10 protein-coding genes are annotated in these 12,734 nt (G+C 34.4%); 6 read left to right on the forward strand and 4 right to left on the reverse strand.

The window, feature by feature from the left end; genetic code table 11:
- Positions 1–21 precede the first annotated feature (21 nt).
- The 5 genes from IGL98_RS09090 (at position 22) to IGL98_RS09110 (ending at position 6,892) form a co-directional block, all read left to right on the forward strand.
- Positions 22–1,245, forward strand: a complete 1,224-nt coding sequence (locus tag IGL98_RS09090; RefSeq protein ID WP_206912153.1) for an amidohydrolase family protein — start codon at positions 22–24, stop codon at positions 1,243–1,245.
- A 311-nt stretch (positions 1,246–1,556) separates the two neighbouring features.
- Positions 1,557–2,900 (forward strand): FAD-dependent oxidoreductase, encoded by a 1,344-nt coding sequence (locus tag IGL98_RS09095; protein ID WP_206842462.1) that lies wholly within the window; start codon positions 1,557–1,559, stop codon positions 2,898–2,900.
- 108 nt (positions 2,901–3,008) lie between these two features.
- A complete protein-coding gene (locus tag IGL98_RS09100; RefSeq protein ID WP_206842464.1) occupies positions 3,009–3,485 on the forward strand; it encodes a GNAT family N-acetyltransferase in 477 nt (158 codons plus the stop codon).
- A gap of 35 nt (positions 3,486–3,520) precedes the next feature.
- On the forward strand, positions 3,521–3,973 hold the full coding sequence (locus tag IGL98_RS09105; protein WP_242590210.1) for a nucleoside deaminase: 453 nt from the start codon (positions 3,521–3,523) through the stop codon (positions 3,971–3,973).
- 393 nt (positions 3,974–4,366) lie between these two features.
- Positions 4,367–6,892 carry a cation-translocating P-type ATPase gene (locus IGL98_RS09110; protein WP_206912154.1) on the forward strand — a complete coding sequence of 842 codons (2,526 nt, stop codon included), beginning with the start codon at positions 4,367–4,369 and terminating at the stop codon, positions 6,890–6,892.
- Positions 6,893–7,580: 688 nt separating this feature from the next.
- On the opposite strand, the gene cls is transcribed toward IGL98_RS09110, so the two are convergent.
- Positions 7,581–9,041: a cardiolipin synthase gene (gene cls / locus IGL98_RS09115; RefSeq protein WP_206842466.1), complete on the reverse strand. Its 1,461-nt coding sequence runs from the start codon at positions 9,039–9,041 to the stop codon at positions 7,581–7,583.
- Between the two features lie 212 nt (positions 9,042–9,253).
- Between cls and IGL98_RS09120 the strand changes: the two genes are divergently transcribed.
- Positions 9,254–9,787 (forward strand): DUF2179 domain-containing protein, encoded by a 534-nt coding sequence (locus tag IGL98_RS09120; RefSeq protein ID WP_206842467.1) that lies wholly within the window; start codon positions 9,254–9,256, stop codon positions 9,785–9,787.
- Positions 9,788–9,875: 88 nt separating this feature from the next.
- Here IGL98_RS09120 and IGL98_RS09125 read toward each other — a convergent pair whose 3' ends face one another.
- The 3 genes from IGL98_RS09125 to pflA form a co-directional block, all read right to left on the reverse strand.
- On the reverse strand, positions 9,876–10,814 hold the full coding sequence (locus IGL98_RS09125; protein WP_206842468.1) for a DUF1803 domain-containing protein: 939 nt from the start codon (positions 10,812–10,814) through the stop codon (positions 9,876–9,878).
- A 110-nt stretch (positions 10,815–10,924) separates the two neighbouring features.
- Positions 10,925–11,851 (reverse strand): manganese-dependent inorganic pyrophosphatase, encoded by a 927-nt coding sequence (locus IGL98_RS09130; protein ID WP_206842469.1) that lies wholly within the window; start codon positions 11,849–11,851, stop codon positions 10,925–10,927.
- A gap of 95 nt (positions 11,852–11,946) precedes the next feature.
- Positions 11,947–12,711, reverse strand: a complete 765-nt coding sequence (gene pflA / locus IGL98_RS09135; RefSeq protein WP_206842470.1) for a pyruvate formate-lyase-activating protein — start codon at positions 12,709–12,711, stop codon at positions 11,947–11,949.
- Between the last annotated feature and the right edge of the window lie 23 nt (positions 12,712–12,734).

Genomic DNA, 12,734 nt, shown 5'->3' on the forward strand with positions numbered 1-12,734 from the left:
AAATAGAAAGGGTGTTAATAAATGGATATTTTAATTAAGCAAGCAAGATTAAGTGATGGAGAAGCGTTGCAAGATGTAGGGATAAAAGATGGTAAAATCGTAGCAATTTCGGACAATTTAACGGATAACGCGGTAAATGTAATTGAAGCGCAAGGACGTGTTTTGATTCCTGGTTTGGTCGAAAGCCATATCCATCTGGATAAAGCCTTGATCGCTGACAGAAAATCAAATAAATCGGGGACTTTGCAAGAAGCAATCAGTGTTACAGCCGAATTGAAACCAACGTTCACGGAAGAAGATATTTACCAACGAGCAAAAAGAGCGTTAGAAATGATTATTTCTCATGGTGTAACTGCTGTTAGAACTCATGCCGAATTTGATCCAGCGCAAGGGTTTTCCGGGTTTAAAACAATTATGAAATTAAAAGAAGAATATCAGGATTTGATCGATATGCAAATCGTTGCGTTCCCACAAGAAGGGATTTTTAAAGCGCCTGGTACAGAAAAAATGATGTATGAAGCAATGGAGATGGGTGCAGATATTGTTGGTGGTATTCCATACAATGATGCTCCAGCAGATAAACATATTGATTTAGTTTTCGAAATTGCTAAAAAATATGATAAAGACATCGATCTCCATCAAGATTTCAGCGACGAAGCAACAGATATTTCAATAGAATATTTATGTAAAAAAACGATTGCCGAAAATTATCACGGCAGAGTATCTGTGGGGCATTTAACAGCGCTTCACGCATTAGAACCTGAGAGATTAAGTGAAATTATTAAACTAATGTCTGAAGCCCAAATCAGTGTGATGGCCTTACCAGCGACAGATTTACACTTAGGTGCTAGAAATGATGTATACAATGTTAGAAGAGCAGTAACGCCAATCAGAAAACTTCGGGATGCGGGAGTTAATGTATGTCTAGCGACCAATAATATTCGCAATGCCTTTACTCCTTATGGTAATGGTGATTTAATGCAAATTGCAATGCTAGCGATTCCTGTAGGACATTTAGGGGGAGCTGATGATTTACCGACTGTTTTACCAATGATCACAGAAAATCCTGCAAAAGCATTAGGCTTAACAAACTATGGCATTCAGGTTGGTAATAATGCTGATTTAGTCTTGCTGGATACGAAAGTAAAAGCAGATGCGATCATTGATATACCTGAGAGAAATTATGTTATTAAGAATGGGAAAATTACGGTCGAAGTAAAAAAAGAAGTAACTATTTTCAAATAAAAAATATAAACAGCCAGCTATGGACAGATTTCATTGTCTATAGCTGGCTGTTTAATTGGAAAAAAAGAAATTAGTTGCTCATAATTTTATTATGTAAACAAAAATAAAAAACGGAGCTGAGAAAAGCCTATGAGAAAACTAGAAGAACACTTCATCTATAGATACATTATGTAAAAATAATAAATGATAAAAAAGGCCCCTTATTCTCAATTATTATTTTCAATTGAGAATAATAAGCTGAAAGACTTGTTATTTCATGCATTTATATGATACTCTTTATTATATAATAAATAATATTGGAGGTACATGAAATGAAAGTTATTGTTTTAGGTTCATCGCACGGGGGATACGAGGCAGTTGAAGAATTATTAAATTTACACCCAGAGGCAGAAATTCAATGGTACGAAAAAGGCGATTTCATTTCTTTTCTCTCTTGTGGCATGCAGCTCTATCTAGAAGGAAAAGTAAAAGATGTCAATGCCGTTCGTTATATGACTGGTGAGAAAATGGAAAGCAGAGGAGTCAATGTCTTTTCAAATACAGAAATCACTGCAATCAAACCTGAAGATCATCAAGTAGTGGTCAAAGATTTATTATCAGGAGAGGAACGTGTTGAAGATTATGACAAACTAATCATCAGTCCCGGAGCCGTTCCGTTTGAATTAAATGTTCCAGGTAAAGATTTAGAAAATATCTATTTGATGCGTGGCAGAAAATGGGCCATAAAATTAAAAGAAAAAACAATCGATCCAGAAGTAAATAACGTTGTTGTGATCGGTAGTGGGTATATCGGTATAGAAGCCGCAGAATCATTTGCTAAAGCTGGTAAAAAAGTAACGGTTATTGATATATTAGATCGACCTTTAGGTGTCTATTTAGATAAAGAATTTACTGATGTTTTGACAGAAGAAATGGAAGCGAACAATATCAAAGTAGTGACAAATGAAACGGTTCAAAGCTATAAAGGGGAGGGCCATGTTCAAAAAGTTGTAACTGATAAAGCTGAATATGCCGCTGACCTTGTCGTTGTGGCAGTCGGAGTTCGTCCTAATACAGGTTGGCTGAAAGATACATTAGAGTTACATCCTAATGGTCTGATCAAAACAGATGAATACATGCAAACAAGTGCTGCGGATGTCTTTGCAGTCGGGGATGCTACACTGATCAAATACAATCCAGGTGAGACGGAAGTCAATATTGCTCTAGCAACTAACGCCAGAAAACAAGGTCGTTTTGCAGTGAAAAACTTAGTAAGCCCTGTAAAACCATTTCCTGGCATCCAAGGCTCATCAGGTCTAGCTGTTTTCGATTATAAATTTGCTTCTACAGGGATCAATGAAGAAATGGCTAAGAAATTGAATAAAAAAACAAAATCAGCACTTGTTGTTGAGGATTATTTGATGGACTTCAATCCTGATAAACAAAAAGCTTGGTTCAAACTTGTATACGATCCTAAAACAACACAAATTTTAGGTGCACAATTGATGTCAAAAGCTGATTTAACAGCCAATATCAATGCAATCTCATTAGCAATCAAAGCGAAAATGACAATTGAAGATTTAGCTTATGCCGACTTTTTCTTCCAACCATCATTTGATAAACCGTGGAACATTATCAATACAGCTGCTTTAGCGGCCATGAAAAATGAACAATAACCTATTATAGGATGAAAAGACTACAGAAAATTACTTTTCTATAGTCTTTTTTTAATGTAGTAAAAATGGTATGATTTAAGTAAATAACTTGAATTGGCGGGAAAACTGATGACAATTATATTAAAAGAAATGACTGCAACAGATTATAAAAAATATCTATCATTTGCAATCAAAGACTATGCTAAAGATAAAGTTACAGCTGGTACATGGAATGAGGATGAGGCAATTTCTTTAGCAAAGAAGAGCTTTAACGAACTTTTACCGGAGGGAACGGATACTAAAAATGAATATCTTTATTCTATTGTAGATGATTCAACGGATAAAAAGGTTGGTTTTTTGTGGGTACACTTAAATAAAACTCTTTATGATTCAAAATTTTTCATTTATGATTTTATCGTGTTTGAAGACTTTAGAAATTTAGGCTACGGGAGCCAAACAATCTATTCTCTTGCTGAAAAAGCTAAAGAAATTAACGTATCACAAATTGACTTGCACGTATTTGCTCACAATAAAGGTGCGATTCATTTGTATGAAAAAACTGGTTTTGTTGCAACAGATATCAGCATGTCAAAACAAATACATTAAAACAAATAAACGAGACTTGAAAAAGGAGATCCATAATGAGTCAGCATCCAAATGAAAAGATTATGGCCGAACTAATAAAAAAACAATGGGCAAATCACTCTATTTATGCAGCAATTGTAAATGAAAAAATGGAGATTATCGCTACTGGTAAAACGACGGTCCAAGAAACGAACGATCCCACAGCTCATGCCGAAGTCAATGCTATCAGAGCTGCTTGTGAACGCTTAAACAGTGCTGTTTTACCAACAGGCTATTGGTTATATTCAACATTTGAACCTTGTCCTCTCTGCTCATCGGCCATTATTTGGAGTGGTATTGACGGAGTTATTTACGCAAATGATCCAAGATTTAGTGGAGATTTACCAAATTGGTCTTTTATTAAGTGTAGGAAAGTTCTAGAACATGGTGTTGATATCCATCTAGTAAAATTGATTGAGAATTTTATGTTAGATGAAATAAAGGGCTATTTCACTAGAAACTGTATATAAAAAGATTTTTCATCTTGATTAAAATATAATGAGTCTTTCCAACTAAGACGGATTCTAATTCACACCGCCTTAAAAACTTTATGCATTTTCGTCCAAAAAATGATATCCCTAAAAAGACTTTTCAGCAAATGAGCACTTGACTCGTTTTTCTGAAAAGTCTTTTTTAGTAGACGGCCGTTTTTGTCGGTGGTAATGCTGATTTTTTTTAACCATGCTTATTTGAATATTAGGGATACCCTTACTTATTTTTTTAGGAGAATATGACACTATTTTCGAGCTCCTGCTAAACACTAAAAGTTTACTAAAAAACACTTCTTTCCTCTCGTAATAGCAGGTTCCACACTGTATTATGTGTAAATCGTATCTTTTTACGAGAATGGAAAGGGGATACTTATGAAAATTATTAATTGGCAAGGATTAACACTCGATGAAGTAGAAGAACGTCAAAGAGAATTCGGATTAAATCAACTAGAAAAGAAAAAAAAGGAACCATTTTACAGAAAGGTTTTCACTATTATTTTAGAACCCATGTTTATGCTGCTGATTGCAGCAGCTCTTATTTATTTTTTTCTAGGGGAGCCACTTGACGGAGGGATTATGCTAACTTTCGTGATTGTTATTATTACTATTGAAATTTTCCAAGAATGGAAAACTGACCAGACGTTAAATGCGTTGAAAGACCTGTCAGCTCCAAGAATCAACGTTATTAGAAACAATACCACAAAAAAAATTTCGAGCGAACAACTTGTTCCAGATGACCTTATGCTCATAGAAGAAGGGGTTAAAATCCCAGCTGATGGTTTTGTCGTTAAAGCAAATGATCTTAGCATCAATGAATCTTCTTTAACAGGAGAACCAGAAGCTGTTTGGAAAAAAATGACTAAATCGGAAGTTTTTAAAGAAGAAGACTATTGGCGAGATGATTATGTATATGCTGGAACTTTAGTTACCACTGGTAGCGGGACGATTCTGGTTAGCAATACAGGAACAAATACAGAATATGGAAAAATAGGGAAACACCTGGCTACTGCAAAAGAAATATCATCTCCTTTAGATAAACAAATTGGAAAACTAGTTAAGGTATGTACAATTGTTGCCATTATTCTGTTGTTATTAGTGGCTGCAGTTACTTTTTTCAATGACAACACTTTGGAGTTGAAAGATCGGATTATCCAAAGTGTTTTATCAGGCATTACGATTGCGATGGCCATGATTCCAGAAGAGTTTCCTGTTGTGCTGACTGTGTTTTTATCCATGGGAGCATGGAGATTAGCTAAGAAAAAGTCTCTAATGCGAAAACTTTCTGCAGTCGAAACGATGGGGGCGCTATCTGTCTTAGCAGTTGATAAAACAGGGACAATTACGGAAAATCGAATGACTGTCACTAAGGTATGGCCTTTTGAACCTAACGTAGAGGAGCGTTTAAACGAAGTGATGGGTTTGGCTAGTGAAATCGATCCGTATGATCCTATGGAAATAGCTATTTTAGAATATGATGAAAAACATGGTTGGAGCAAAGAGAGGTTATTCAACAGCCCGTTAATTTCAGAATATCCTTTTACAGATGAGCTGAAGATGATGGGGCATGTTTGGGACAGAAATAACCATTTTGAAATCACAGCAAAAGGTTCTCCTGAAAGCATACTGACAATCTCAAATTTAACCCAAGAAATGAAGCAAAATATTCGGACTAAAATCGATGCTTTTGCCAGAGAAGGGTTAAGAATAATTGCAGTTGGAGAGCAAATTGTTTCTAATAAAAATGATATTCCTAAAACTCTAGAGTATTGTAAATTGACTTTTCTAGGCTTGATTTGTTTGTCTGATCCGCCTAGAAAAAGAATTGAGGCTGATATTGAGGATTGTAGGAAAGCCGGGATCAGAGTAGTTATGCTTACTGGAGATAATGGTTTGACTGCTAGTTCAATTGCGAAGAAAGTCGGGATTCAAAATGCTAATAAAGTTTTAACTGGTCATGAATTAAACCAATTGAGTGATAAAGAACTGGCAGAAAAAGTGCACACTAGAACTGTTTTTTCAAGAGTCACACCAGAACATAAAATGAGAATTGTCAAAGCCTTCAAAGAAAATGGTGCTATTGTAGCGATGACAGGGGATGGTGTAAATGACGCTCCAGCACTCAAATATGCTGACATCGGTATTGCAATGGGAAAACGAGGCTCAGAAGTTTCTAGAGAAGCAGCAGATTTAATTTTATTAGATGATAATTTTTCTACAATTGTTAATACAGTCAGAGACGGCCGAAGAATCTATGATAACATAAAAAAAGCAATTGGTTATATATTCGTTATTCATATTCCAATTGCTTTGACAGCCCTTTTGGGTCCGATTTTAGGAATTCCCCAAGATGCATTATTTTTACTACCTGTACATGTCGTTTTACTAGAACTCGTGATAGATCCAACTTGTTCAATTGTTTTGGAACGGCAACCCAGCGAACACAACATAATGACACGTCCGCCACGAGACCCAAAAGAAAATATACTTACTCAGAAACTTTTCGTTAAGAGTCTTATTCAAGGACTCGTTATTTTCATCACTTCATTTGGAATCTATTATTTTACACTTCAACAAAATCATACTCTTACAAACGATGAATTAGCTCGGACAATGGGAATGACCGTCTTGATTACAGCAAATTTATTCTTGGTCCAGGTAAATAGTTCAAATAAATTGCTTGGAATTCAAACATTCTTTAAGTTACGACATGATAAAGTAACTTGGATTATATTAGGTGGAACATTACTAGGTTTAATAGCTCTGATTTATTCTCCTATAAACGGATTTTTGGATTTAGCTCCACTGTCAATGAAACAATTATTTATTTGCATATTTTTAGGCATGGTATCAGTATGTTGGTATGACATTGTGAAAGTAGTTAAGCTGATTATGACGTAACTTAATTCTTGTATTAAAACAATGTATCATTGTTTTATCCCTAAAATATATCTGTTATTTATATCTTTACGGCATATATATAATTTGTTTTTTTATGAAAATAAAAATGTTTTTAAACACTCATAAATAAAGCTTAAAGTGAAATATTTTGTAGTTTTAGAGATAATTTTCATATCAAAAAGAAAAGGAGGTGTATTATATGGGACCAACTTGGTGGGTTGAAACAATTATTGGCTGGATTAGCCGCTGGTTTTAATTTGAACACAAAATAATAACGTTTTTGTAAAAACACATAAAGCAATCATCCATTTTCATAAGATTGTTTTATGTGTTTTTTCATATAAGATTGAGGAAATAAAAATGGTTGATACTGGCTGGAGCATTTCTAAGAATCGACTGCTACAGCAGTTAATTACCAATCCAACAAATACAATGATGAATCATGGTTTTACTGCTGATTATATCCTGAGCTGCATGCTCGATAATTTAGTTATGTCCGTAGGGTATGTGCAGATTATTAGAGATAATGATAAGATTTATAGATTACGATAAACCTCGTATCTAAATTGATTTTAAACTACTTTGTATAATGTATATTATGTTAACTAGAATTTAAATATGAAAAATTCGAACTTAGCAATACTACCTCGTTCGAATTTTAGACTTCTTTACTATTTATCTTTTAAACTTATAATATCGGTGATAATAATCGAGAAAAGTTCTGTTTAAACCTTAACCAATGTGATTGATCTTGAATAATCTTATCCGTTAATAAAATACTTTTATCCATGTCTGCTTCAAATATTTGAGTTAGTTTCCATGCGATTCGTGTATCATAGATAAATGTGCTTACTTCAAAATTCAATGCATAACTTCTAATATCTTGATTCGTTGTACCGACCATGCAGATTTCATTATCAATGATCATCGTTTTAGCATGTAAAAAACCATTTTGATACATATAGATCTTAACGCCTCGTTTATGCAAGTAGTTCGCATAATACTGGGTTGCACGATAGATAAATGGATGATCCGGCATGCATGGGATCATAATCCGTACATCGATCCCTGACCGTACAGCAATCAACAACGCATTGATCATGCTATCATCGGGAATTAAATAAGGTGTTAGGATCCAGACGGATTTCTCAGCAGATAAAATCATTTTGATAAACCCACTTTTTAGAATTTCTTCTTCAGAATCTGGTCCGTCAGAAACAACTTGTAATGCTAAGTTTCCTAGTTCACTGTCATCGGCAATTTGGAAATAGTTTTCTAAATAATCCATTTTATGTGAGTCGTGTTGTACAGAAGCGTTCCAGTCCATGATAAAAATCTCTTGTAGTGAGAAAACAGACGTTCCAACTAAACGGATATGCGTATCTCTCCAGTAACCGAATTTCTTACTTTCGCCTAAATACTGATCACCTACGTTAAATCCACCAGTCCACCCTATTTTCCCATCAATCACGACAATTTTACGATGTAAATGATAATTTAAGCGTGTTTTACTGATCATATTTTTAGAAGTGATAAACGGCGCTACTTTCCCACCTAGGGCAACAAATCGAGCAAAAAACTTTTTGTTTGCTCCTGGAGAACCCCAAGGGTCATAAATCAAATGAACAGCTACACCCTCTTTAACTTTTTCTCCTAACAAATCTAAAAATTGATTCCCTATACGGTCGTTAAAAAAAGAATAATATTCGACATGGACTGTTTCTTTGGCCTGCCGGATATCTTCGAACAAGGCGTCAAATTTTTCTTTTCCATCCGTATAAATCTTTAGGCTATTTCGCTTGCTTAATGGTGAAGAATCCATATTTCTAAAGTATCTGTTTAACACACGTGCATCAGTTAGTAAATTAATATCTAATTTTCCATCTGATTTTAGATTATCTTCATCGACCATTTTTTTGATTTCAGTAATCATTTCTTTATCATGAGTAGTTAGATTGAAAACTTTTTGACCATTGATTCCTCTGCCACAAAAAAGATAAATAATAAAACCGATTCCTGGTAAGAACAATAACGTCATAATCCAAGCTAAAACACTTGAAATGCTCCGTGGTTTTCTAAAAACGGTAATAAGTGCTGCAGTTGTATTTAATAACAATAACCCCAAAAGTATGATGATAAAAATTCTCATCTGATTTCATTTCTCCCTTAAAATACGTAGTATAATGATTATAGCAAAAACTATTGATTCATCCAACAAATAACGCTGGACAGAATTTTTATTCTTCAGATTAGATATAAAATCAGAAATTTCGTCTATATTTTGACTATCACTATTTTAATTCTCATAATGTTGTACTATAATATGCAGATATGTTTAATTGAAAAGAGGAATTATTAAAAATGGACATCAAAATGCTTGTTACGATCTTTGTGGTCAATTTTTCTTATATCACATTGAATACGATCCGTTTTATGCTAACAATGAAGGGCTATCGTCTGATTGCGCCTTTAGTCAGTATGGCCGAAATAACGATTTATGTATTAGGACTTAGCATGGTTCTAAATCGTTTGGATAACCCAATTAACTTAATTGTTTATGCCCTTGGCTATGCAGTAGGAATCAGTGTAGGGATCAAAATTGAAGATTATTTGGCACTAGGCTACATTATGGTAACGGCTATTCTACCCTCTTCCACAGAACAACTGAATCTACCGGAAATATTAAGAGAGCACGGTTACGGTGTGACTCAAAGCTTTGGTGCAGGCCGCGAAGGCGAACGGATGATTTTAGAGATTCTTTCTCCACGTAAAAATGAGCGTAGTTTGTATAAACTGATCAATGAAAAAGAACCTAGAGCGTTCATCATATCGTATGAACCTAAGTTTATCTCTGGTGGTTTTTGGACGAAAAAAGTCCGTAAAAGAAACAATTAATAAAACACCGACCTCTCAATTAATGAAAAATGAAGAGGTCGGTGTTTTATTTCAGATATATCAGTTTACATAATATAATTATAGTAACTTAGAGTTCGAAATAACTAATGTATTCTTGATCCTCAGGAAGATAATTTGTAAATAAGAAACTATATAACTGTTGTTTATAGAATACACGTTGGTTTTTATCTTCGATCTTTTCCCATGATGGCTGCAATTCCGTTTTTAGTTTGTCTAAGGTGACCTGAATCTCTTTAGAAAGCTCTTCACTTTCTAGAATTGGAACAGCAAGAAATAATTGATTTTCTTCATTCCTCTTCAGATCTCCTGTCACTAGCAATGCCTCTTGAAAAATATTTTTTTTACTCTCTCTAGACTTATTCCTTTTCACCGATCGTATTACTTTTTGAATTTGAGGAATAAAATAATTGATATCTACATCTCCAATTACATTCTGTAATGACGTAAAGTGTTGAGGCAACTCCTGTCTCTTCGAAAGTAAATTGAAATAATTTGCCAGATCTAAAGGAATCAGGTTATCTGGATAAACAGAAACAAAACGCAGTGACTCATTCCCCTCTTCTTTTCTACGAAAGACTGATAAGCTTTCTGGAGAAGCTTTGATGCCGAAAAAATAGTTATCTTGCTCTTCTTCAAAAAGCAAAGACCAAAGCCATTCACCAAAAATGAAATAATTAATTGGTATTGAATCTTCTTGCGTAATCGTTCGAAATGATTTTGCTATTGAATCTGAGATTTTTAGAGATTCTTTATGGGTATAAATAGGAAACGTTAAGGAATATCTTCTATTTTTACGTTCAAGAAGATTATATTTGATCAGTTTATCTAAGTATAATTCTAAATTGCTATCTGTTGGAATATCTGCTTTTATTTGGCGTAAGATGACTTCTTGCTCTTTGCGCTCTGAAAGGTAATTCGTTATTTTTGTGAACAATGGATTAGAGACGATTTTATTTAGTTCTTCTTCATTTTTATTTGATGCAAAATAATAAGTTATATTTTCCATGGTTGGATCACTCTTTCTTGTTTAACCTTGATAATAATAAAAACTACAGCTGGCTCTATTGAAACACCACCTGTAGTTTATTAAGTTGCTAAATCAGATGTGTATAGCCTTTAACTGAATGCTTCAGTTAATTGAGGAACAACTTGTTTTTTACGAGAAACAACACCATTTAAGAATGCCCGGTTATTATCGAGTTTCACTTTAAAAGCAGCTTCTATTTTATCTATTGAATCTCCGATTACTAATAACTCAGAGTCGCTGTTTAAAATATTTGTAATGATCAATACGAATAAATCATAACCGTTTGCAGTGTTTGCGTTATTCATTGCAGCTTCTAGTTCCGCCTGACGGTCTAGTACTTCGTTTAGATCAACTGTATTGACTTGCGCGATTCGAACATTTTTATCCCCCATTGGGAAACTTTTAGCATCTAAATCTAATAATGTTTCTGCAGATTTGTCGCTTAAATTTGTACCGGCTTTTAACATGTCTAAACCATAGCCATCTAAATTGATTTCTGCGATATCTGCAAGCTCATTTGCTGCATCAATGTCTTCTTGAGTACATGTTGGTGATTTGAATAATAAAGTATCTGATATAATTGCTGATACCATCATTCCAGCAATTTGTTTAGGAACTGTCACATTATTCTCTTTGAAGAGTTTTAAAACGATCGTACTTGTACAACCAACAGGCTCCGCACGATAATACAACGGATCTGCTGTCTCGAAGTTAGCGATACGATGGTGATCAACAACTGCAAGAATATTTAATTCTGCAATATCAGAGATACTTTGTTGAAATTCATTGTGATCAACTAACATTACTTGGTTTGTTTCTCCTGCTGCACTTTCAACTACTCGTGGTGCATCTACGTTAAAATAGTCTAGTGCATATTGTGTTTCTTCACTGGGTGTTCCTAAAGCAACTGGTTCTGTATCTTTACCTAGCTCTTTTTGTAAGTATGCGAAACTGATTGCTGCTCCAATTGCATCTGTATCGGGATTTTGGTGTCCAAAAACAAGAATTTTTGACATAAAAATAGTTCACTCCTTCTTTTTCTTCATTATTAATAATAACAAAAAATAGAAAAGAAACAACAATAATTGTCGTTCTTTTCTATTTTTATAAACTATCTTGATGCATAACCTTGATAGTCATTGACGTGAAGTAATTTTTTAGCATTTGCTACACGATCATCTTTCGGTGGTTCGATCCCTTCAAGCGGATAATCTAACCCTAATTCGTCCCATTTATATTTACCCATTACGTGATACGGTAAAACTTCGACTTTATCGACATTTTTTAATGTTTTAATAAATGTATCTAAGCGAATCAAGTAGTCGTCATAATCACTGCGTTCTGGGACTAAGACGTGACGAATCCAAACAGGCTTACCGATTTCTGAAAGATATTGGGCCATTTCCAAAATATTTTCGTTCCCTAGTGAAGTAAGTAACTTATGTTGTTCATTATCAATGTGTTTAATATCAAATAATAATAAGTCAGTATAATTCATCAGTTCTTGAAATTGGCTGAAAAATGGTTCTTCTCTCGTAAAGGGTTTGCCACAAGTATCGATCGTTGTATGTATGCCCTTTTCTTTTGCCTTTTTGAACAAGTCTGTTAAAAATTCTAATTGAAGTAATGGCTCCCCGCCACTAACAGTGATTCCGCCTTTTTCACCCCAATAAGAACGATATTTGATTGCTTCATCTAAAACTTCATCTGTTGTAACAACGCGACCGCCTGAACCAATTTTCCAAGTGTCTGGGTTATGACAAAACTGGCAACGCATGCGGCAACCTTGTGTGAATACAATAAATCGAACGCCAGGGCCATCAACGGTCCCAAAATTTTCTGTAGAATGGATTCTACCAGTAACAGGAGTTGTCATTCCTTGTTCCTCATTTCTTAAAA

The organism is Enterococcus sp. DIV0840 (genome assembly GCF_050527835.1).
Lineage (GTDB): Bacteria > Bacillota > Bacilli > Lactobacillales > Enterococcaceae > Enterococcus_L > Enterococcus_L ureasiticus.

Excerpts from the sequence above, each read along its gene's own strand:
- IGL98_RS09090 (WP_206912153.1), top strand. The coding sequence starts at position 22 with ATGGATATTTTAATTAAGCAAGCAAGATTAAGTGATGGAGAAGCGTTG.
- IGL98_RS09100 (WP_206842464.1), top strand. The coding sequence starts at position 3,009 with ATGACAATTATATTAAAAGAAATGACTGCAACAGATTATAAAAAATAT.
- IGL98_RS09130 (WP_206842469.1), bottom strand. The coding sequence starts at position 11,851 with ATGTCAAAAATTCTTGTTTTTGGACACCAAAATCCCGATACAGATGCA.
- IGL98_RS09110 (WP_206912154.1), top strand. The coding sequence starts at position 4,367 with ATGAAAATTATTAATTGGCAAGGATTAACACTCGATGAAGTAGAAGAA.
- pflA (WP_206842470.1), bottom strand. The coding sequence starts at position 12,711 with ATGACAACTCCTGTTACTGGTAGAATCCATTCTACAGAAAATTTTGGG.
- IGL98_RS09125 (WP_206842468.1), bottom strand. The coding sequence starts at position 10,814 with ATGGAAAATATAACTTATTATTTTGCATCAAATAAAAATGAAGAAGAA.
- IGL98_RS09095 (WP_206842462.1), top strand. The coding sequence starts at position 1,557 with ATGAAAGTTATTGTTTTAGGTTCATCGCACGGGGGATACGAGGCAGTT.
- cls (WP_206842466.1), bottom strand. The coding sequence starts at position 9,041 with ATGAGAATTTTTATCATCATACTTTTGGGGTTATTGTTATTAAATACA.
- IGL98_RS09120 (WP_206842467.1), top strand. The coding sequence starts at position 9,254 with ATGGACATCAAAATGCTTGTTACGATCTTTGTGGTCAATTTTTCTTAT.
- IGL98_RS09105 (WP_242590210.1), top strand. The coding sequence starts at position 3,521 with ATGAGTCAGCATCCAAATGAAAAGATTATGGCCGAACTAATAAAAAAA.